Genomic DNA, 18,330 nt, shown 5'->3' on the forward strand with positions numbered 1-18,330 from the left:
ATTTTCATGAGGCCTTTTTGGTCTTCTTCGCCGGTGTTGTCTTGCTGGCGGTCTTCTTCGCCGGTTTGGCCGGGGCTTTCCCGCCGAGACTGCGTTTGAGCAGTTCGGTCAGGTCGATAACATCGGCCGATTTGCGCTCTTCTTCACCGGAAACCGTCTCGACGTCTTCGATCTTGCCTTCATGGGCCTTCTTGTCCACCAGCGCCATGATCTTGTCTTCGAACTCGTCGTTGTAATCCTCGGGTGTCCAGTCCGCCGTCATGTCTTCCACCAGCCGTTTGGCCATGTCCAGTTCGCCCTTGGCCAGTTGCGGCTTGGTCACTTCGCTGCCCAGCTCAAGTTCGTCCAGGCCGCGCACTTCCTGCGGCCAGCGCAACTTCACCAGCACCAGCGCCGACTCCAGGGGCATCAACGCCGCCAGATACTGACGCGTGTGTAAAACCACGCGGGCGAGGGCGACCTTCTTGGTTTTGCTCAGGGTTTCACGCAACAAGGCGTAGACCTTGCCACCGCGCTTGTCCGGGGCCAGGTAATAAGGCGTGTCGATGTTTTGCAACGGGATCTGCTCGCTGTCGACGAAGGCGAAAATGTCGATGGTCTGGGTCGAAACCGGGTGCGCCGAACGTATCTCCTCCTCGCTGAGCACCACATAGCGGCCTTTTTCGAACTGCACACCTTTGACGATGTGCTCCTTGGTGACTTCCTTGCCGGTCACCTTGTTGACCCGTTTATAGCCGACCGGGTCCATGCTGCGGCTGTCGAGCCAGTCGAAGTCGACGCCTTGGGATGACGTCGCCGAGACCAGCGCCACGGGGATGTGGACCAGACCGAAACTGATTGCGCCTTTCCAGATTGCCCGAGCCATGTGCTGTTCTCCGAGTGATGTTCGGGTGACCCGTGGCCCGACGTAAAAGTTTCCGTTGTTTGCTGGGTGCCGCTAAACGTCAGGTCAAGCCGTGTTACATCTTGTTTAGCGGTGACGGGTTAACAAATGCGAACCCACGGCGTAGCGTGGACTCGAAGGCTCTAGTCCCTGCGCACCGAAAGAGGCCGTTCATGAACCGTTTCCTGCTTGGCATTGCGTTGCTCGCCCTCAGTGGCGGGCTGGTTCACGCCGATGGCGCAATAAGCCATACATCGCTGTTGCTGGCACAAAGTCCGACCGGCAACAGCAACAATCCCTACAACAGCCCGATCCGCCGGGCGAACCCCAACAGCATGCAGGGCACCCAGCCCGGCACTCCGCCCGTTCGCGGGCCGAACACCGTTCCCGTGCCGCGTCCGCCGACCCTGGAAAATCGCGGCATCGGCAATGGCCAGCCGCTGCGCTCGGTCCCGAGCAAGCCACCGACCTTCATTCTCAATCCTCCAGCCCGTGACAGCGGGAGCAACCGTTGAATGGCAGAACCGTTTCTGTCAGCCCTTCACACGAACAAAAGGAATCGTGCATGTTGCGTAAAACCCTTCTGGCCGGCCTGTGTGCCAGTGCACTGATCGCCGCCCCGGCGTTCGCTGCCGCTTCCAAAGAGCTGCAAAGCGAACAGGGCACCCTCGAAGTCACGACGATTACCCAAGGCCTTGAACACCCATGGGCCTTGGCTTTCCTGCCGGATCGCCAGGGCATGCTGGTGACCGAACGCCCCGGCAACCTGCGTGTGGTAGACGCTGACGGCAAACTGTCCGCGCCGATCACCGGTGTGCCGGATGTCTGGGCCAAGGGGCAGGGCGGATTGCTCGACGTGGTGCTGTCACCGGACTTCAAACAGGATCGCCTTGTATACCTGTCTTACGCCGAAGGCGGCGGTGCGGGTGACAAGGCAGGAACGGCGGTGGGGCGCGGGCGCCTGTCGGATGACCTGAAAACCTTGAAGGACTTCCAGGTGATTTTCCGCCAGGAGCCAAAACTGTCGGTCGGCAACCACTTCGGTTCGCGACTGGTGTTCGATCGGGACGGTTATCTGTTCATCACTTTGGGCGAAAACAACGACCGCCCGACCGCACAGGATCTGGACAAGCTGCAAGGCAAGGTCGTGCGGATCTACCCCGACGGCAAGGTGCCCGATGACAATCCCTTTGTCGGTCAGTCCGGCGTACGCCCGGAAATTTGGTCCTACGGCCACCGCAATCCCCAGGGCGCCGCGCTCAATCCGTGGACCGGCACCTTGTGGGAAAACGAACACGGCCCGCGCGGCGGCGATGAGGTGAACATCATCGAGCGCGGCAAGAACTACGGCTGGCCGTTGGCGACCCACGGCATCAACTACTCCATGCAACCGATCCCGGAAGCCAAGGGCAAGACCGCCGAAGGCACGGTCGGGCCGCACCATGTCTGGGAAAAATCCCCGGGCGTCACCGGTATGGCTTTTTACGATGCCGATCGATTCAAGCCGTGGCAGCACAATCTGTTCATCGGTGCGCTGGTGACGCAGGAGCTGATCCGCTTGCAGTTCGACGGCGACAAGGTGGTGCATGAAGAACGCTTGCTGGGCGAACTGAAACAGCGGATCCGTGATGTACGTCAGGGGCCGGACGGTTACCTGTATGTGCTGACGGATGAGTCCAACGGTTCGCTGTACAAGGTCGGACTCAAGTAGTCCGGGCGTAGAGCACCACCGCCGCCCGCAATTTGCCACGACCGAAGCGGCACATTTTCTCGAACTCCCCATGGCTGACCGGCACGTGCTGGCAGTCCATGGGCTGGCGATGCTGGCTGTGGTCGACATCCGGGTCGTGCAGGTAGACGAAGTCTTCGTCGCAATCGGTAACGATCACCCAGTGCGGCGACTTCGAGCGGGTCAGGCGATAGCTGCTGATCAGCACCAGAGGCTGGCCACCGTTGGCCAGCAGTGCGGGTACGTCCATCGTTACGCCAATGGATTGATCGACATCGGTGTCATTCAGTTGCGCCATGAACTCGTCATGCACCAGGCGCATGACGTCTTTTTTATGCGCATCGCGCACGCCGTCGAGAAACAGCGGCCCGCTCATGCTCAGTTGCAAACGCACTCTGAAACCCCGGCGCCACGCCGCCAATGCCAGGCCTTGCGGGCTGCAACCGCCATGGCCAGCTGTCATGAACACCGTGGTTGCCTCGCGCCACAACTGCAACTCTTCGCGCCGCTCCAATAAGCGATCGGCCTGCAATGCTCCCATGGCCATCAGCAGGCAGGCCGGGCCGCAGGTGAAATCGGTGGTTTGTCGGTAATAGGGGACCTTGATGTTGCGTGAGTCGCGGTGCTGGACAATGCGTTTCTCCAGACGCAACGCGTCGGCGTGATCCTCGTAGTAGTCATGGATCAGCGCAAAGCGCCGGTAGCCGTTGCGCTCGTACAGGGCGATGGCGGTGGGGTTGTCGGTGCGCACTTCCAGCCGCAGATAGGCGCAGTCGTGCTCAAGCGCGCAGGCCTCGATCCGTTGCAGCAATTGTTTTCCCAGACCGCCGCCGCGTGCCTCGGGGGCAATCGCAATGGAGTACAGGCGGGCCAGCGAGGTGCCGCGATGAAACAGCACCAGCGCATAACCGGCCAGTTGACCGTCGCGTTCGGCCACCCACAATTGCCCGTGGGCCCGGGTGATCATCCATTGGAAACTGCGGCGGGTGAGCCGGTCCGTGGTGAAACAGTGCATCTCCAGCGTCAGCAACGCGGGCAAATCCTCAACGACCGCCAGGCGAAAAACAGCATTCATATGACCACCGTAAAAGTTGCGTAACGAAACGGGACTTTCGAAAAACTTCGTGCTTAATAGAAAAGGTCTTGTTCTCCAACGGATCAATTTCTATGTCAGCGGTACAGGGTCATTGGCGCGAAGTATCCAGTCAAAGTTTGCCACCGGCAACTTATTTAAAACCGCAGATCAGAACGTCTAGTCAAGTGTTGATCATCGTCGAACGCAAGGAAGACTGGGCCTCGTATTTCCCCAGCGAAGACATCCTGACAGCCCAGGAATACCTCGAACAACCACCCGATAACGAACCGGGAAAACGAGTGCAGGTGATCAACCTGTGCCGCAGCTACAAGTACCTGGGCCACGGCTACTACTGCTCACTGTTGGCGGAAGCCAGGGGCCATAAGGTGATTCCGTCGGTGCGGACCATCAGCGAACTGACCCGAAAATCCCTTTACGGCCTGGCGCTGGACGACCTGGATAAAACTCTGGAAAAAGCCCTCAGCCATCACCTCTACAGCGATACCGAAGGCTTTACGCTGACACTTTATTTCGGCAGAACCCATATCGAGCCGTTGCAGGATCTGGCCCGGCAATTGTTTGAAGTATTTCCATGTCCGATTCTGTTAGTTGAGTTTCGTCGAACTAACGGTTGGCACATCGAAGGCATAAAGTCCGGCGCCTTGCACAAGTTGCGCGACGATCAGGAAGATCAGTTTGCCAATGCGCTGGACGGCTTCAGTCGCAAAATCTGGCGTGTTCCGCGTTCGCCGCAAGTGGCGCGTTATGACCTGGCGATCCTGCATGATCCGCAGGAAGCCTTGCCACCGTCCAATGCCCGCGCGCTGGAAAACTTTGTGCGGGTCGGCAAGGGCATGGGCATCGATGTCGAGCTGATTGAGCGCAAGGATTACGCAAGGCTGGCCGAGTACGACGGCTTGCTGATCCGCGAGACCACCAGCGTTGACAACCACACTTATCGCTTCGCCAAGAAGGCCGAAAGCGAAGGGCTGGTGGTGATGGACGACCCGACGTCGATCCTGCGCTGCACCAACAAGGTCTACTTGACCGACCTGCTGAACAGCCATCAACTGGGCATGCCGGCCACGGAAATTCTCTACAAGGAGCGACCTGAAGATTTCGAGCGGGTCGGCGAACGCCTCGGTTTTCCGTTGGTGCTGAAGATCCCGGACGGTTGCTTCTCCCGTGGCGTGATCAAGGTCGAGAGCCAGCAGGCCTTGCTGGAGGCCACCGCCGAACTGTTCGAACACTCGGTGCTGTTGCTGGCCCAGGAATTCTTCTACACCGAGTACGACTGGCGCATCGGCGTGCTCAACCGCAAACCGATCTTTGCCTGCCAGTACTTCATGTCCAAAGGCCACTGGCAGATCTACAACCACAAGGCCAAGGGCCAGGATGTCAACGGCGAATGCCGCACGCTGGCGATCCACGAGGCGCCGCGCGCGGTGGTGGAACTGGCGGTGAAGACCGCCAACCTGATCGGCGATGGCTTGTATGGCGTCGATTTGAAACAGGCCGGCGACAAAGTGGTGGTGATCGAGGTCAACGATAACCCGAACCTCGACGCCGGCATCGAAGACGCCTACCTGCAGGACGACCTGTATTCGCTGGTACTGGAAGAGTTCGTGCGGCGTCTTGAGCTGAAACGCCGCGGTCAGGCCTGGTGACCGGCCGATGATCAACAGCTTTGCACTCAATCACGGCGCCTTGCAGCGGGTCGAGCGGCTGGACGCCGAGGTGATGCTGTTCAGCGACCCCGACGCTGCCGAGCGCGACTTGCTCCACAGTCACTTCAAACTCGATGAACACGCGCTGGCTTCGGCGCTCGACCCGGACGAGGTGTCACGGATCGAGTTTCACCCCGATCACTTGTTTCTGATCTGGAAACGCCCGGAAAACTATTCCGGCGGTGGCAGCCTGGCCTTTGAGGTTTCGTCCTGCGGCTTGCTGTTCTCGCCGGGCCAGTTGCTGGTGATCGCGACCGACGACACGCCGCTGCACGGCGTCGGCACACGCCAGCCATTGAACACGCCGCTGGATGTGTTGCTGGACTTGCTGTTCAACAACATCCATCACTACCTCGGGCATCTGAAGGTGATCAAACTGGTCGCCCGGGAGTTGCAGCAGAAATTCAACGCCTCGATGCAAAACCAGCATCTGGTGCAGATGTTCAACCTCAGCGAAAGCCTGATCTATTACATCAACGCCTTGCACAGCAACGGCGCGGTGCTCACGCGGCTGCGCAATCACGCGGAAAAACAGCATTTCGGTAGCGAAGCCATCGGCCTGATCGACGACCTGATCATCGAAAACAATCAGTGCTACAAGCAGGCGGAAATCTATTCGACGGTGTTCTCCGGGCTGATCGACGCCCGGGGCAACCTGATGAACAACAGCATGAACAACCTGCTGCGCAAACTGACGCTGATCAACGTGGTGTTCCTGCCGCTCAACCTGATTGCGAGCATCGGCGGCATGTCGGAGTTCAGCATGATGACCGCCGGGACGCCGTGGTGGGTGTCGTATCCGTTGTTTCTGGCGGCGATGCTGCTGGGGGCGGGCGGGATGCTGTTCGGGCTCAGGCGTCTGGCGAAATGACCGGCGCCGAACGCTTGCGATCCTGCAAGCCCCGGACCACCAGGTACAACAACGGCCCGACCGAAACAAATACCGCCGTCAGCAACAGATACGGCACCACCGACCAGGCCGACTGTCCGCGCTTGCGCGCGTCCTTGTACATCCTGCCAACGGCGTTGAAGCGTTCAGGGCAGCAGTGGGCGAAGAAAACTGCGCTCGTAGCTGATGATGAACTTCTTTTCGACCAGATCGGCCACCAGTGCCGTGCTTTCCGGGTCGGTCAGAGCGATGTGGCGGTAACTTTCGTAATCCGCCAGCGACGGGAAACTGAACAGGCAATACGCGATATTGCTAGCGCCTTCCGAGGGCAGGAAGTAACCGTGATGCGTTCCTCCCAGCCGTTCGACGATAGCGAGCCAGGTCTTGGCGTAGGCTTCGAATGCGTCCAACTGATAGGGGTCAATCACGTATCTGACGTGGCAGGTAATCAAAGCTGCGGCTCCTTTGCAGATTATTCAGGTATTGCCACGCCAATCTTGTCCGAGGCCGACCAGATGCGGAAGCGCACTTCGACGTCCTGCGGTGCGTAAATCACGATCGGCAGCATGCTGTTGTAGCGCACGGTAAAGCCATCACCGATCACCGGTACAAACGCGCGTTTTTTCTGGGTGCCGGGCGGGCAGGCCATCAGCGTGCTCATCGGGCCGCTGACTTTTTCCAGGCGGTAGAACGGATAACCCCAGCCTTCGAGGTTTTTCTCTTCGAGGGCGCCGCCCAGGCGTTGGCGGTTGCAGTCGACTTCGAGGGTCTTGCCGGCGAGGATTTCGACTTTGAAGTTTTCTTCCTGGGCCTGCTGCGGCAGGTGAATGACCTGGCGAGTGAAGCCCGCTTCGGCCTTCGGATAAGGCGCGGTGTCTTCAAGTTTGGCTGCGTGGGTGAGGGTGGACAGGCTGGCGAGCATCAGGCCGGCCGTCGCGCGGACGGTGAAATTTCCCATTGAAGCCTCCTGGCGGGTGTACGTTGGTTGACGGGCATTCTCACTGCCAAGGGCGATGAATGCAAACCGCCAGCCGCATGCAAATTGCAGTGCCTGCACGATCGAATCTTGCATTTTGCAACTGGCCAGTGGCCTGCCTTTTTCCCAAGCCTTTGATTTGCAAGGAGGTGAATGCAACCTGATAAAAGGCACGTTTTATGCGTTGATTTGGTGCAGCGCACCGAGTTCGGGCGCCTACACTCCAATGGGCATTTCGCAGTACAGCCGCTTGTCACACCCAGGGATTCAGCGGGGACACACCCGTGGGAACCGTGGCAACGGTCGACGTGAATACTTGATTGGCAGTCTCACAGTAAGGAGAGGTTTCGCCATGTTTCTGTCTGCCTTGGAACTCCGCAACATCATTGAAAGCAGCTTTCTACCGAAACGCTGCCAATGCACGCTGTCCCCGGATCTGTCGATGACCGTCAAGGTGTATGGCGATCACCAGACCGATCAGGTTGAGCTGCAGGTGAGCGGCATCGATGCCAGTCACTTGAACAGCTGTCGCGAAATCAACGGCCTGATCGCCGGGTTGCGCTCGGATCTTGCGCAACAATCGACAAGCCATCATGCAATGCCGCGATCCCGAGTCGTCTAACCGACTGTTTCACCCAGTTCGACCGTCACGCGCCGGGCCTGCAAGAAGCCAAGGCCCAGCGCGAACTCGACCAGCACCGCGAGCAGAATCCCTGGGCCGGCGTGGCCGTTGAGCCATTCAGCAAACCCCAGCACCGCCAGGCCAAAACAGCCGACGATAAAGCCGTTGCTCAGCGCATTGCGCGCGATCGACACGGGCGCGTTGCGCACCAGATAAAACATCACCCCCAAAGCCGCAAACAGCACTGCACTGCGCCGTGCGACGAATCCGGCTGCCTCTGAATACTCGATGCTCCAGATCGCCAACAACACCTGTGGCGCCAGGCCCCATGCAAGAGAAAGCAGAAAACACAGGCAAAAGGTGATGGTCGAGAGCGTGCGAAATGAAAACTGCATGGCGAATCCTTGCGGCAGTGAGGAGGGCCCCGAGCATACCCCTCGAGACCCGTGCTCGCCTACCGCAAAGCCGCAAATCAGAGCTTTCTGTCAGTTCTGGAAGCTGCACGCGTCAGATAATTTCCGGTAACTGATTTCTTCCGGTTTACCGGTGTTGTCGAGGTACTTCATGTCGGCGGTGATGACCTTGCACTCCTGCGTCGGCGGCTCCGTCAGGGAAACCACTTTGGCGACATGCAGCGGCATGCCGTATTCATAGGGAACAGCCTTGGAAGTGTCATTGGCCTGGGCCAGCCCGGCAAACGCGGTGCAGGCGAGGGCGGTGGTGAGCAGGAACGGACGAATGTTCATGATGGACTCCGGTGCGACGGAAATGGAGTTCGGCGGATCGCCAGCCAAACCTGCCGCACTCGGCGTCAGCCTGAGGCTGAGGATGTGCGGTTCAGTAAAGTTTTTGACCACGGCGTTAAGCGATGGTTAACCGGGCTGAACGCCGGCTGTCTGGGCGGGGATTGTTTCGCGGGGGAGTCTCGGCGGATTCCTACAAGGGTGGATGCCTTATCTGCTTTCGGGGGCTGGAGTGGGGCGGTTATGGTTTGGCGTCGCTGCAAAATCAGCGACTTAGGTTTGGTCACCTAACGTAATCACCTGTGCATGTGTGCCATTATTCGCCCCGACGGACATTCGTGTCCGCGGAGTGCATTGCTGTGGCGGCTGTGTGCAGGGTCGCCTTCGGGCGAGCCGAGTCAGGTGGTTCTCGGTTGACCAAGCCTGTACACAGTCCGCCTCCCCATCGTTTGGTCACGGTGCTGGCGGTTACTTTCAAGCTGCCTTGAGTAATTCCAATGCCAATCCTGAAATTAAGCTCCGCCCGCTACCTCCCGCTCAACAGCGGCGTCACTGACAGCGCACCGCTGGTCATCGACACCCAAGCCAACCCAAAAGACCTCTTCGAAGCCGCCGTGCAACGCATCCGCGCCGCTGCCGACCTGCTCGAAACCCTGCACTGCCTGTGCTTCAAACACGCCGATGTGCAGGACATTCCCCACATCACCCATGCGCTGTACCTGCTGACGCAGGATGGCAGTGATCTGCTGCAGGTTGCGCAGCAGAAAATGTTGAACTGGCAGGCGCCGGTTTGATTTTTAGAGCGACGGCCTAGCATTCACGGGCAGAAAACTTGAATTATCTGCCCGTGCTTTCGCCGGTTCAAAGTAGCTAACAGAGCAATTTAGACTCTCACGGGGAGTGACCCTACGATCGAATAGAACGCGAAGCCCAACGCAGAGTCATTATTTGAGATCGATGACTTTGAAACCTTTTTTATCGGGTACCGTATTCACTCCCTTGGGTTCTTCCGGCTGGCCTTTTGGGGTGATGTAGTCGTAAACGACAAATTTTTCGGGGATTTCATAGCCATCGTTGGGAATGACCAGGCGCATCTCCCGAGCACTCAGGTACAAAGAAACCGGCAGGGCCTTTTCGGCAAAATCGATGCGTTCCAGCGTTCCGCTGTCTGGATTCTTGCGTAAAACGGCGCCCTTCAAATAGGGAGAGCCATAGTTCATGGCGTAGATCAAAACGGAGCCCGTGCATTTTGCCAATGCAATTTCACCGACGAAGTCCGAGTCGGACATGTCAGTGAAGGCAGTTTCTGTCTGGTTGTTGAGTTTTACGAAGAGTCGCTGCCCGTCCTCATTTGAAGCGGACAGCAGTGAGGCAGTGGTTCCATCTGAAAGCGGGCAGTCCAGTAGCGTTTTCTTCGTTTCGGCGAAAGCGGGGAGGCACGCAAGTGCAAGGATGAGAGGGGGCCATGGTTTTCTTATTTTCTGATTACCAAGAGCCATATGGCACGCCAAATTTTTCAACATAGGCTTTCGACACTGCGGAAAGTGGACGATGTTTTCCTCCGGACTCTCCTTCGTAAGGACCACGCGGATCAATTTCAGCGTGAACGCGAGTGATTTCAACAGGTGTCAGGCATGGGCCGAGGGCCCAGAGTTTGGCAACACCACCTGGAGCAAGTCCGACGACCAAAGCTTCTCGATAACCTGTAATCCATTTTCCATCGGCAGCGCAGTAGGCGTTCTCCTCTTTTCGCATGATTTCTCTAGCCGACTCTGGGATGTCTATGCCCATTTGATAGGTTTGAGGTTCAACCAAAGACTGCCACCGAACGTAGATTTTTTTGGGGAGATCTGCGCCGGTGACATATTTTCCCTTGCCCCAACCGGGCTTTTCCGGCCAGCCCTTTGGTTTTCTTAAATTGCCAGGTGAATTTTGGATAGCCGCATTGCCGCTCATCGCGCGTCTATAAACCTGGCCTTTGATATCTACAACGTCGGTCGTCTCGATCCAGACCTCCATATAGTGGGGTGCAGAGAAACCCAGTCGCCAAGCCTCATAGGGCATAGAAGCACCATGAGTAGTCGAGCACGCCACAAGAAAGGAAACAAAGATGTGCAGGCGCAGGCACTTCAAAGAAAATTCACCACGGTTTTCGTTGGTCAGTGCATACGCCTATTTCACTGAATTGCTTTTATAACAGGATCTTTATAGTTCTCATCGATTTCTATTCCCGCAGCACGAGCATTGTTTTCAGCAGCAATACGCGCATCATGGTCTCGCTTCAGTTGAGCAGGCAACAGCTCTTTCCATCTTGCCTTTTCTTCATCTTTGGTAAAACCTGAAGACCAGAAGTCGCGCTCGCTCAGGAACTCCATCGATAGTAAATATGTGCCCGTCTTGTCCGGGGTGTCTTTGGAATCACGGCGCCAGGCTTTAAAAGTCAGATAGACACCATCATTGTAAAAATACCAATTGTAAAATGATTCAATTTTCAGCCAGCGATCAATGTCAAGCTCGTAATCCGGGTCCAGCCAGGGATGGCTGGAAACCAAGTGCCCCAATACGTCGTCTGGTGAGGGAATTTTTCCTATCTCAGACCCGGAAATCCTAGGGTCCCCTGGATAGAAATAGTGTTTCCAGCCAGCTGATTTTATTTTTTTTAGCAAGTCATAAATGAAGTCTTTTTGTTTTTCATGCGGGCTGTTGTCAGGGAGGCCTCTCACTGTGATGTCAACGTTTTCAATGGTGTCGCCGATTTTTTTGTCTATCACCATGGTGAAGCTTGTAGCTTTTTCAATTGTAAGTGAGGTGCTTGAATTTTTTACTGTTACGGTAGGCAGGTCTTTTTCATTTGCTGATCTTTTAAACTTGTACCAGCAGAGATCTAACTCGCTCAGGCATTCTTGGGAGATTTCTAATGGCGTACTTTGTACAATATTTTCTATTTTGTCGTGTAGCTCTATTTCGATGTGGCTTTGTGTATTTGTCATGTTGGAATCACCATTGTTGCAAGCAGCAAGTAGCAGGCCTGAAAAAAACACCCATAAAAATTTCATTTGGCATTTGACCAGGTGGCAATCGTTTTGATTTGGCCTTCCATGTAGCTTTCTCGTTCTCCCATGAGCTTGTGGTATTGCTTGGCGATGGACCCAATAAACTCCATTCGATCTGTTTCGTCGTAGAGATCGCCTTCCGACATCTGGACTCTGAGCTCTGGATTCTCAACATCGCAAGCAGTACTTAGCGCAGCGACTCGTACCGGTACAAATGGTGCCCACTCGAAACCAGCTTGCATTTTTAATGTTGCTCTAAATGGAGTGCTTTCATAAATCAACGGTTGCAGGATACGACGTTGTTCATGGTCGGCGATGGCCAGCAAGGAGGTCAGCTGGGCATTTCTTCTTGCGGGTCCCTGAGAAAGCTCCTCGGTTGCTTTTATTGCTTTAAAACCTTTAACAACGTCACTGGTTACAGCCAGGTTGTTTAGTATTGGCAGCGCGTCATCTGCCCAGGGCAAGCTGTCGATGTTGGTTTTTATCTGGCCTTCACAGCTCCGCGCGTTGCGCTCTGGAGCACACTCATCAAACTGATCTTTATATTTTGCGTAAAACCAATGCCAAACAAAAATATCTTGAAATAACCAGAAATTTCCCTTCCCTAGGGAGTTTTTACCAATTCGTAAGGGAGGCTGTACGATCGGCGGGGTGAGTGCGAGATAAGGATCATTGGGAATAAAGTCCAGCCCACACTTAACTTGCTTGCTTGCAAAAGCGGCCAAACCCATCCAGTAGAATCGGCCTTTTAGTTCTGGTTTTCCATCTTCGCCAGATTCGAGGTAGAAGCCGGCATAAGCAGCCGCAATTCTAGCGGCCCGTGCACTGAAGTCAGAGATCAGCTCGTACTTTCCTGAGCTTGAGGATCGTTGTTTGCTCAGGCGTCGTATCGCTTCTTCTTGCCCCATGGCCCACAATTTTTCGCAACCAAGGACAACTTCATGTACAGAACATTTTTTGTCGTTGGTGGTGAATGTAGTAATCGGTGGCGTGCTCATTTGTTCCGGCTCGCTTCATAATCATCGGCACCAGACGGAACGGACAGCTCGTCCCATACAAGGTGAGCCTGCACAGGCTCCTTGGAATCTGTTTGCACTCTTGGGTGAAGCCCGTCAGCATCGCTCTTTGATATTTGCGGTGCTGTTTCTGAAGGGATAATCAGTGCTGTCTTGACGGACTTGACGGGTTTACCAAGTTTCGTCACGAATTTTAGTTGTTCGTCAAAACGCTCTTCTATCACTTTCGCTTTAAGCACGCTTCCAGCTCTGGCCTGATCTGCAATGAGTGGTATCAGCGGCGGCAGAATTGCGATCCCGGTGCCGGCGCCGGGCGCGCCGCCGGTATTGGCCTTCACCTCGGCACCACTGATTGTCACACCACCGGCATCAACCTTAACGAAACTGCCGCCAGCCTTGGCCGTGAGCTCCATCCCGCCTTCGATCACCACTTTCTCGCCGGCGTGGTAATGAATCTCCGTCCCCGCCTCGACAAACTGACCGGTGCCGACCTTCACATGCTGGGTCACGCCGACAGTCAGGTGGTCGTTGGCGCGCATTTCGCTCTTGCGATCCAAGTGGGTGATGCGGTGTTCCTCGACCTTGAATTCACTTAAAACATTGGCTTCAACGGTGTCATGCCGTTCGTTGCCAACCCGAATCTTCTGATCGTGTTCAATGTTCTCGTCCCAGTCGCGCTGGGCGTGGATGTAGATCTGTTCCGCGCCTTTCTTGTCTTCGATGCGAAATTCGTTGTAGCCCTTGCCGCCCGGTGAACTCAGGGTCTTGAAGGTGCTGCGGGTCTTGTTCGCCGGCAGATCGTACGGAACGACGTTTTCCTTGTGGTACAGGCAGCCGGTGACCAGCGGCTGGTCGGGGTCGCCTTCAAGAAAGGTCACCAGCACTTCCATGCCGATCCGTGGAATGGCGATGCCGCCGTAGGCTGCGCCGGCCCAGCCGCTGGCGACGCGCAGCCAGCAGGTGGTCTTGTCGTCGGCCTGGCCGTCGCGGTCCCAGTGGAATTGCACTTTCACGCGGCCGTACTGGTCGCAGTGGATTTCTTCGCCGGCGGGGCCGGTGACGATCGCGGTCTGGCTGCCGAGGACTTTCGGTTTCGGGTGTTCGAGGGCAGGGCGGTAGTGGGCGTCCCACGGGGTGGCCACGAACGAGTTGCGGTAGCCCTGGTGGAAATCGCTCTTGTTGTCGGTGACGTCGCTGGTGACGTTTTCGCCCAGCACTTGCGGCTGTTTGCCTTCGTGGAAGACTTCCAGCAGCAGCCACAGATCGTTCCATTCGGCGCGCGGGTGTTCGGCCAGGGTCATGAAGTGGCCGGTCGTGAGCGTCGGCTCGTCACCTTTGCCTTCGGCGAGTTTGTAGTCGCTGCGATGGCGCTCCAGCGCGCGGGTCGAGAGGAACTTGCCGCGCTCGCGTGTGGTGAAGCGGCCTGGGTAGTCGTAGTCTTCCAGATCCGGCATGAACGCGGATTTGACTGCGCTTTCGGGCAGGATCTTCGGTTTCTCGAAATCGTAGTCGCGGCGGCTGACGCGGCTGGTACGGGTTTCCAGACGCAGGTTGAAGCGCTTGATCACCGGTTTGTCGGCGGTCATGCCGGAGTCTTGCTGGTAGTTGACCGGTTTCAGTTTGCGGAACACGGTCTGGTCATCGCCGAACACCAGTTTGTGGCCGCTGCTGCTGTGCTGGAAGTGGAAGTGGATGCCTTCCTCTTCGCACAAGCGCTGGATGAAATGCAGGTCGGATTCGTCGTACTGCACGCAGTAGTCGCGTTCCGGGTATACGGCGCTGAGCTGGAAACTATAGGCGTTGGCCAGAATGCCGCGATCTTCCAGAACGCGGGCGATGATCTTCGGCACCGTCAGTTGCTGGAAGATCTGTTGGTCATGGTTGTGCCGTAGGTAGGCCAGTTGCGGCACCAGGCTCAGGCTGTAACGGGTCAGGGTCTTGCCGGAATCGCCTTGCTCGATGCGATACACCAGACCGTGAATCTTGCCCTCGCCAGTGGCGCCGAAGGTCAGGCAGCCAGGTTTGTGCAGGAGTTCTTCAAGGTTGAGGTCGGGACGGGCGCTGACCAGTTCGATGTCGAAACGGAACGGTTCGTTGAGGGCTTCGCGACCGGTGAAACTGAGGACTTGCAGGTCGGCGGAAGCGCCTTCGAGCGTGAGGGTAATGTGGGTAGCGTTGGCGTCCAGCATGCCTTGATTTCCGTCCTTTGGATTAGCGTGGGCGGATGGTGCAGGATTAAACGGCCTCGTTCAAGGCGCAAATGCCGTAGAGGCAGTGCTCCGATCCCATAGGGAAAACCCTTAGGCCCACGGTTGGGCCCGGTAAAACAGGCACTTACGGATGGACCGATCTGCCGCGAAGGCCGCATCCGGCATCCGGGAACAACCAGTCAGTTTCAGACTAAAGTCGTCTGTGGCACGTCAAAGCCATCTGCCATCATTGCCGCTCACCCCGCGTGTTCACTGCCTCCTGGTTCTTTATCGACCCGGGACGGGAGCTATTTCTGATTGTTTGCGCTTCTGCGCATTCGTTGTTCTGTTGGAGTTTTCAATGCGTCCCCCATTTCCCCTCATCACCCCGCGCCAGTCGCTTGGCTTCGGAGCCTTTGTGCTGTGCGCCGGTTTTACCGCGCAGGTCCAGGCCAGCGGTTTTTTCGAAGACACCACGGCGAAGATCGAGTCGCGCACGGTGTACTTCAACCGCGATTTCCGTGACGGGCACACCTCCAGTGATCAGGGCGCGTCCAAGCGTGAAGAGTCGGCGCAGGGCTTCATTCTCAATCTGCAATCGGGCTATACCGAAGGCACCGTCGGTTTCGGGATCGATGCGCTGGGCATGGCGGGTTTCCAGCTCGATTCCAGCCCGGATCGCAGCAACAGCGGCCTGCTGCCGTCCAGCGGCGACAACCCGCGCGGTTCAAAAGGTCAGTACGCGAAGATGGGTCTGACCGCCAAGGTCAAAGTCTCGGATACGGTGCTGAAATACGGCGCGCTGCTGCCGGATCTGCCGCTGCTGAAATACAACGACGGCCGTCTGCTGCCGACCATGTTCAACGGTGCGATGCTGACCTCCAAAGAGGTGAAGGACCTGACCTTCATGGCCGCACGGCTGGACAAGTACACCGCCCGGGATTCGACCGATTCGCAAGACATCCGCGTGCACTGCAAGAACAAGCGCTATGCCTGCAACACCACCGCCGATCATTTCGACATGTACGGCTTCGACTACAAGATCAACGATCGCCTGACTGCGCAGTACCACTACGCCGAGCTGGAAGACATCTATCGCCAGCACTTCGTGGGGCTGCTGGCCAATCAGCCACTGGGTGACGGTGTGCTGAAAGCCGATCTGCGCTTGCTGAAGAGCGCCGACAGCGGTGATGCAAAAGCCGGTTCCATCGACAACCGCGCCTTGAGCGGCATGCTGTCCTACGGCATCAGCGGTCATACCTTCAGTGCCGGCTGGCAGCGCATGAACGGCGACAATTCGATGCCGTATCTGGATGGCAGCAATCCGTATCTGGTGAACTACGTGCAGGTCAACGACTTCGCCGCCGCGCAGGAACGTTCCTGGCAGCTGCGATACGACTATGACTTCAAGGCGATCGGCATCAACGGCTTGAGTTTCCTGACTCGTTACGTGAACGGCGACCACATCAAGGTGCCTGGCAGCGATCAGGAAGGCAAAGAGTGGGAACGCGACAGCGAGTTGAAGTACGTGATTCAGACCGGGACGTTCAAGGATGTCAGCCTGCGGTTGCGTAATGCGACTTACCGCACCAACTACGAGAAGTTCGCTCGGGATGTGGATGAGACACGGTTGATTGTGAGTTACAACTTTTCGGTGTTGTAACCCATAGGTTGGCGGTGTCTGAGCTGACGCCTTCGCGGGCAAGCCCGCTCCCACAGGTTTCCCGGGTGCTGACTAAATTGTGGTCACTCTAAATCCCTGTGGGAGCTGCGGTGCGACGATTCGACTTGCCCGCGAAGGCGTCCTAAAGAGCACTGAGAGTCAGAGCCAATGCCAGAACCGGCTCCAGAACCCGCGATTCAAATCGTCCTTGCACGCTGCGTATTGCTGACCGTACATGTCCGAGCGGTTCTGCACCTTGCGCGCCACCGGCATCAGCCACGCCTTGCTGGCGTAGGTCTTCTGGCGAAAGCCGCCCCAGCCTTCGTGGTAGTTGAGGTACTGATTGTAGGCGTCGTACTTGTACACGCCGTTGATCGAGGTGGTCTTGTCCATGTACCAGCCGACGAAGTCGATGGCGTCGTCGAAGTCCTCGCGGTCGGCGCTATATCGGCCGGTGCTTTTCTGGTAGTCGGACCAGACTTCATCCTTGGCTTGGGCATAGCCGGAGGCCGTCGAAACCCGGCCCCACGGGATCACCCACAACAGGTATTTGCGCGGCGTCTTGGCGTCATAGCGGTAGCCGGACTCCTGATACATGATCGCGAACGGCACCTGGATCGGTACGCCCCAGCGCTTTTGCGTGACTTGCGCTGCGTCGTACCAATCACTTTTTTCCCGGAAAATCTCGCAGAGGTTTTCCGGCGAACGCGGTGGCGATGTTCCGCAACCGGTCAGCAGTGCCGCCAATACCAACAGTCCAACCTCGCGCCCCGAATTCAAAAGCCGTCATCCCGTCGTGCAAAAAAGGGCGCCAGTCTACGCGGTCAGGTCAACTGGTGGCGATAAGGCAAATCCGGACCCGTTTTACTGCATGTAAGGGCGGCGGCCTGTACGGCAAACCCGAGCATGCCGTCGATCTGTTCGCGGCTCAGGTGCTGCACGCCTTCCACCGAATCCAGCTCATGCTCGGTCAGCCAAGTGATCAAAGCGGCCTGGAAGGTATCGCCGGCGCCGACGGTGTCGGCAATCTTCACCGAGCTTGCCGGCACCGACCATGAACCGTGGGCACGGCTGAACACGGTCGCGCCTTCACCGCCACGGGTCAGGAACACCACCTGGCAGCGATGCTGCAACCAGCCTTCGATGACGCGCGCCGGATCCTGCTCGGGATACAGCAGGCTCAGATCTTCGTCGCTGACTTTGATCAAGTCCGCCAACGGCACCAGCGTAGCGATTCGTTCACGCCACAGGTCGATGTTCGGCTCGGGGTTGAGGCGCACGTTCGGGTCGAGGCTGATCAGGCGTTTGCCGCTTTCACGTTGCACCAATGCGAGCAAGGTATCGGCAATCGGTTGCACCACCAGCGAGAAGGAACCGAAGTGCAGGCCGCGCACTTGCGGGCCCAGCGTCGGCAGGTGCGCCTGATTCAACTGCCGGTCGGCGCAACCTTCGCCACGGAAGCTGTAGTGCGGCGAGCCGTTGGCACCCACCGCGACCATCGCCAGGGTGGTCGGTGCGGCGAAATCCACCAGGTAATCCGGGCTTACGCCTTCATCCTGCAGCACTTGCTGCAAGCGCCGGCCGAGGTAGTCGGTGGACAACCCGGCGAACAGCGCCGAATCCACGCCCAACCGACGCAAGCCCACGGCCACGTTGAACGGCGAGCCACCGGCAATCGCCTTGAAATTGACTTTCGAGGCCTGCCCGCCGGCATCGTCTTCGCTGAAGAAATCGAACAGCGCTTCGCCACACACCAGGTACATAG

At 57.3% G+C, this 18,330-nt stretch carries 20 protein-coding genes and 1 pseudogene; 7 read left to right on the forward strand and 14 right to left on the reverse strand.

The genetic code is table 11. The annotated features are described in order from the left end of the window. Positions 1-4: 4 nt before the first annotated feature. Positions 5-865 carry a Ku protein gene (locus tag CAF77_RS04465; RefSeq protein WP_064381750.1) on the reverse strand — a complete coding sequence of 287 codons (861 nt, stop codon included), beginning with the start codon at positions 863-865 and terminating at the stop codon, positions 5-7. 191 nt (positions 866-1,056) lie between these two features. Between CAF77_RS04465 and CAF77_RS04470 the strand changes: the two genes are divergently transcribed. Both CAF77_RS04470 and CAF77_RS04475 read left to right on the forward strand, forming a co-directional pair. Continuing rightward, positions 1,057-1,398, forward strand: a complete 342-nt coding sequence (locus CAF77_RS04470) for a hypothetical protein (protein WP_064381749.1) — start codon at positions 1,057-1,059, stop codon at positions 1,396-1,398. A gap of 50 nt (positions 1,399-1,448) precedes the next feature. Then, complete coding sequence (locus tag CAF77_RS04475) at positions 1,449-2,594, forward strand: PQQ-dependent sugar dehydrogenase (RefSeq protein WP_064381748.1); 1,146 nt, start codon at positions 1,449-1,451, stop codon at positions 2,592-2,594. On the opposite strand, the gene CAF77_RS04480 is transcribed toward CAF77_RS04475, so the two are convergent. Then, positions 2,587-3,687: a GNAT family N-acetyltransferase/peptidase C39 family protein gene (locus CAF77_RS04480; RefSeq protein WP_085654074.1), complete on the reverse strand. Its 1,101-nt coding sequence runs from the start codon at positions 3,685-3,687 to the stop codon at positions 2,587-2,589. The two genes, CAF77_RS04475 and CAF77_RS04480, sit on opposite strands and share 8 nt — an antisense overlap. Positions 3,688-3,779: 92 nt before the next feature. On the opposite strand from CAF77_RS04480, the gene CAF77_RS04485 reads away from it, so the two are divergent. Together CAF77_RS04485 and CAF77_RS04490 are read left to right on the forward strand one after the other, a co-directional pair. Next, on the forward strand, positions 3,780-5,354 hold the full coding sequence (locus tag CAF77_RS04485) for a RimK family protein (RefSeq protein WP_064381746.1): 1,575 nt from the start codon (positions 3,780-3,782) through the stop codon (positions 5,352-5,354). Between the two features lie 7 nt (positions 5,355-5,361). Then, positions 5,362-6,285 carry a magnesium transporter CorA family protein gene (locus CAF77_RS04490; protein ID WP_064381745.1) on the forward strand — a complete coding sequence of 308 codons (924 nt, stop codon included), beginning with the start codon at positions 5,362-5,364 and terminating at the stop codon, positions 6,283-6,285. On the opposite strand, the pseudogene CAF77_RS04495 reads toward CAF77_RS04490, so the two are convergent. From CAF77_RS04495 to eco, 3 genes and pseudogenes are all read right to left on the reverse strand, one after another. Continuing rightward, a pseudogene (locus tag CAF77_RS04495) lies at positions 6,266-6,427 on the reverse strand (DUF2834 domain-containing protein); the annotation flags it as partial. The gene CAF77_RS04490 and the pseudogene CAF77_RS04495 sit on opposite strands and share 20 nt — an antisense overlap. 22 nt (positions 6,428-6,449) lie before the next feature. After that, the gene (locus CAF77_RS04500; RefSeq protein WP_064381744.1) at positions 6,450-6,755 is read right to left on the reverse strand and encodes an NIPSNAP family protein; all 306 of its coding nucleotides are present in this window, start codon (positions 6,753-6,755) and stop codon (positions 6,450-6,452) included. 20 nt (positions 6,756-6,775) lie between these two features. Continuing rightward, positions 6,776-7,261, reverse strand: a complete 486-nt coding sequence (eco, locus tag CAF77_RS04505; RefSeq protein WP_064381743.1) for a serine protease inhibitor ecotin — start codon at positions 7,259-7,261, stop codon at positions 6,776-6,778. Between the two features lie 370 nt (positions 7,262-7,631). On the opposite strand from eco, the gene CAF77_RS04510 reads away from it, so the two are divergent. Next, positions 7,632-7,901, forward strand: coding sequence for a DUF1652 domain-containing protein (locus CAF77_RS04510; RefSeq protein ID WP_064381742.1), 270 nt, complete (start codon positions 7,632-7,634; stop codon positions 7,899-7,901). Here the strand turns inward: CAF77_RS04510 and CAF77_RS04515 are convergent. Further along, positions 7,898-8,296: a hypothetical protein gene (locus CAF77_RS04515; RefSeq protein WP_064381741.1), complete on the reverse strand. Its 399-nt coding sequence runs from the start codon at positions 8,294-8,296 to the stop codon at positions 7,898-7,900. The genes CAF77_RS04510 and CAF77_RS04515 overlap by 4 nt on opposite strands. A gap of 90 nt (positions 8,297-8,386) precedes the next feature. Further along, on the reverse strand, positions 8,387-8,647 hold the full coding sequence (locus tag CAF77_RS04520) for a DUF2790 domain-containing protein (RefSeq protein ID WP_064381740.1): 261 nt from the start codon (positions 8,645-8,647) through the stop codon (positions 8,387-8,389). Between the two features lie 494 nt (positions 8,648-9,141). On the opposite strand from CAF77_RS04520, the gene CAF77_RS04530 reads away from it, so the two are divergent. After that, positions 9,142-9,438 (forward strand): hypothetical protein, encoded by a 297-nt coding sequence (locus CAF77_RS04530; protein ID WP_025109577.1) that lies wholly within the window; start codon positions 9,142-9,144, stop codon positions 9,436-9,438. A 150-nt stretch (positions 9,439-9,588) separates the two neighbouring features. On the opposite strand, the gene CAF77_RS04535 is transcribed toward CAF77_RS04530, so the two are convergent. The 5 genes from CAF77_RS04535 to CAF77_RS04555 all read right to left on the reverse strand — a co-directional run bounded on the left by CAF77_RS04535 (position 9,589) and on the right by CAF77_RS04555 (position 14,902). Then, positions 9,589-10,143: a hypothetical protein gene (locus CAF77_RS04535; protein ID WP_223290680.1), complete on the reverse strand. Its 555-nt coding sequence runs from the start codon at positions 10,141-10,143 to the stop codon at positions 9,589-9,591. Next, positions 10,130-10,708 carry a DUF2931 family protein gene (locus tag CAF77_RS04540; protein WP_371915528.1) on the reverse strand — a complete coding sequence of 193 codons (579 nt, stop codon included), beginning with the start codon at positions 10,706-10,708 and terminating at the stop codon, positions 10,130-10,132. The genes CAF77_RS04535 and CAF77_RS04540 overlap by 14 nt, the downstream gene beginning before the upstream one ends. A 113-nt stretch (positions 10,709-10,821) precedes the next feature. Beyond that, the gene (locus CAF77_RS04545; protein WP_064381738.1) at positions 10,822-11,700 is read right to left on the reverse strand and encodes a hypothetical protein; all 879 of its coding nucleotides are present in this window, start codon (positions 11,698-11,700) and stop codon (positions 10,822-10,824) included. Continuing rightward, positions 11,697-12,695, reverse strand: a complete 999-nt coding sequence (locus CAF77_RS04550; RefSeq protein WP_064381737.1) for a DUF2515 family protein — start codon at positions 12,693-12,695, stop codon at positions 11,697-11,699. Before CAF77_RS04550 ends, CAF77_RS04545 begins: the two co-directional genes overlap by 4 nt. Beyond that, positions 12,692-14,902 carry a type VI secretion system tip protein VgrG gene (locus tag CAF77_RS04555; protein WP_084776966.1) on the reverse strand — a complete coding sequence of 737 codons (2,211 nt, stop codon included), beginning with the start codon at positions 14,900-14,902 and terminating at the stop codon, positions 12,692-12,694. Before CAF77_RS04555 ends, CAF77_RS04550 begins: the two co-directional genes overlap by 4 nt. A gap of 361 nt (positions 14,903-15,263) precedes the next feature. Between CAF77_RS04555 and CAF77_RS04560 the strand changes: the two genes are divergently transcribed. Further along, entirely contained in the window at positions 15,264-16,565 is a 1,302-nt protein-coding gene (locus CAF77_RS04560; protein ID WP_064381736.1) for an OprD family porin, read from the forward strand. 159 nt (positions 16,566-16,724) lie between these two features. Here CAF77_RS04560 and CAF77_RS04565 read toward each other — a convergent pair whose 3' ends face one another. Together CAF77_RS04565 and CAF77_RS04570 are read right to left on the reverse strand one after the other, a co-directional pair. Continuing rightward, positions 16,725-17,345, reverse strand: coding sequence for a hypothetical protein (locus CAF77_RS04565; protein WP_064381735.1), 621 nt, complete (start codon positions 17,343-17,345; stop codon positions 16,725-16,727). A gap of 44 nt (positions 17,346-17,389) precedes the next feature. Beyond that, the gene (locus CAF77_RS04570; protein WP_064381734.1) at positions 17,390-18,328 is read right to left on the reverse strand and encodes a carbohydrate kinase; all 939 of its coding nucleotides are present in this window, start codon (positions 18,326-18,328) and stop codon (positions 17,390-17,392) included. Positions 18,329-18,330 lie beyond the last annotated feature (2 nt).

It is taken from the genome of Pseudomonas sp. R15(2017), from assembly GCF_002112685.1.
Lineage (GTDB): Bacteria > Pseudomonadota > Gammaproteobacteria > Pseudomonadales > Pseudomonadaceae > Aquipseudomonas > Aquipseudomonas glycinae.

What these genes read in the sequence shown, in the direction of transcription:
- CAF77_RS04555 (WP_084776966.1), bottom strand. Translation starts at nt 14,902, where the DNA reads ATGCTGGACGCCAACGCTACCCACATTACCCTCACGCTCGAAGGCGCT.
- CAF77_RS04535 (WP_223290680.1), bottom strand. Translation starts at nt 10,143, where the DNA reads ATGGCTCTTGGTAATCAGAAAATAAGAAAACCATGGCCCCCTCTCATC.
- CAF77_RS04560 (WP_064381736.1), top strand. Translation starts at nt 15,264, where the DNA reads ATGCGTCCCCCATTTCCCCTCATCACCCCGCGCCAGTCGCTTGGCTTC.
- eco (WP_064381743.1), bottom strand. Translation starts at nt 7,261, where the DNA reads ATGGGAAATTTCACCGTCCGCGCGACGGCCGGCCTGATGCTCGCCAGC.
- CAF77_RS04570 (WP_064381734.1), bottom strand. Translation starts at nt 18,328, where the DNA reads ATGTACCTGGTGTGTGGCGAAGCGCTGTTCGATTTCTTCAGCGAAGAC.
- CAF77_RS04550 (WP_064381737.1), bottom strand. Translation starts at nt 12,695, where the DNA reads ATGAGCACGCCACCGATTACTACATTCACCACCAACGACAAAAAATGT.
- CAF77_RS04470 (WP_064381749.1), top strand. Translation starts at nt 1,057, where the DNA reads ATGAACCGTTTCCTGCTTGGCATTGCGTTGCTCGCCCTCAGTGGCGGG.
- CAF77_RS04510 (WP_064381742.1), top strand. Translation starts at nt 7,632, where the DNA reads ATGTTTCTGTCTGCCTTGGAACTCCGCAACATCATTGAAAGCAGCTTT.
- CAF77_RS04465 (WP_064381750.1), bottom strand. Translation starts at nt 865, where the DNA reads ATGGCTCGGGCAATCTGGAAAGGCGCAATCAGTTTCGGTCTGGTCCAC.
- CAF77_RS04520 (WP_064381740.1), bottom strand. Translation starts at nt 8,647, where the DNA reads ATGAACATTCGTCCGTTCCTGCTCACCACCGCCCTCGCCTGCACCGCG.
- CAF77_RS04540 (WP_371915528.1), bottom strand. Translation starts at nt 10,708, where the DNA reads ATGCCCTATGAGGCTTGGCGACTGGGTTTCTCTGCACCCCACTATATG.
- CAF77_RS04475 (WP_064381748.1), top strand. Translation starts at nt 1,449, where the DNA reads ATGTTGCGTAAAACCCTTCTGGCCGGCCTGTGTGCCAGTGCACTGATC.
- CAF77_RS04530 (WP_025109577.1), top strand. Translation starts at nt 9,142, where the DNA reads ATGCCAATCCTGAAATTAAGCTCCGCCCGCTACCTCCCGCTCAACAGC.
- CAF77_RS04515 (WP_064381741.1), bottom strand. Translation starts at nt 8,296, where the DNA reads ATGCAGTTTTCATTTCGCACGCTCTCGACCATCACCTTTTGCCTGTGT.
- CAF77_RS04485 (WP_064381746.1), top strand. Translation starts at nt 3,780, where the DNA reads ATGTCAGCGGTACAGGGTCATTGGCGCGAAGTATCCAGTCAAAGTTTG.
- CAF77_RS04480 (WP_085654074.1), bottom strand. Translation starts at nt 3,687, where the DNA reads ATGAATGCTGTTTTTCGCCTGGCGGTCGTTGAGGATTTGCCCGCGTTG.
- CAF77_RS04490 (WP_064381745.1), top strand. Translation starts at nt 5,362, where the DNA reads ATGATCAACAGCTTTGCACTCAATCACGGCGCCTTGCAGCGGGTCGAG.
- CAF77_RS04545 (WP_064381738.1), bottom strand. Translation starts at nt 11,700, where the DNA reads ATGAAATTTTTATGGGTGTTTTTTTCAGGCCTGCTACTTGCTGCTTGC.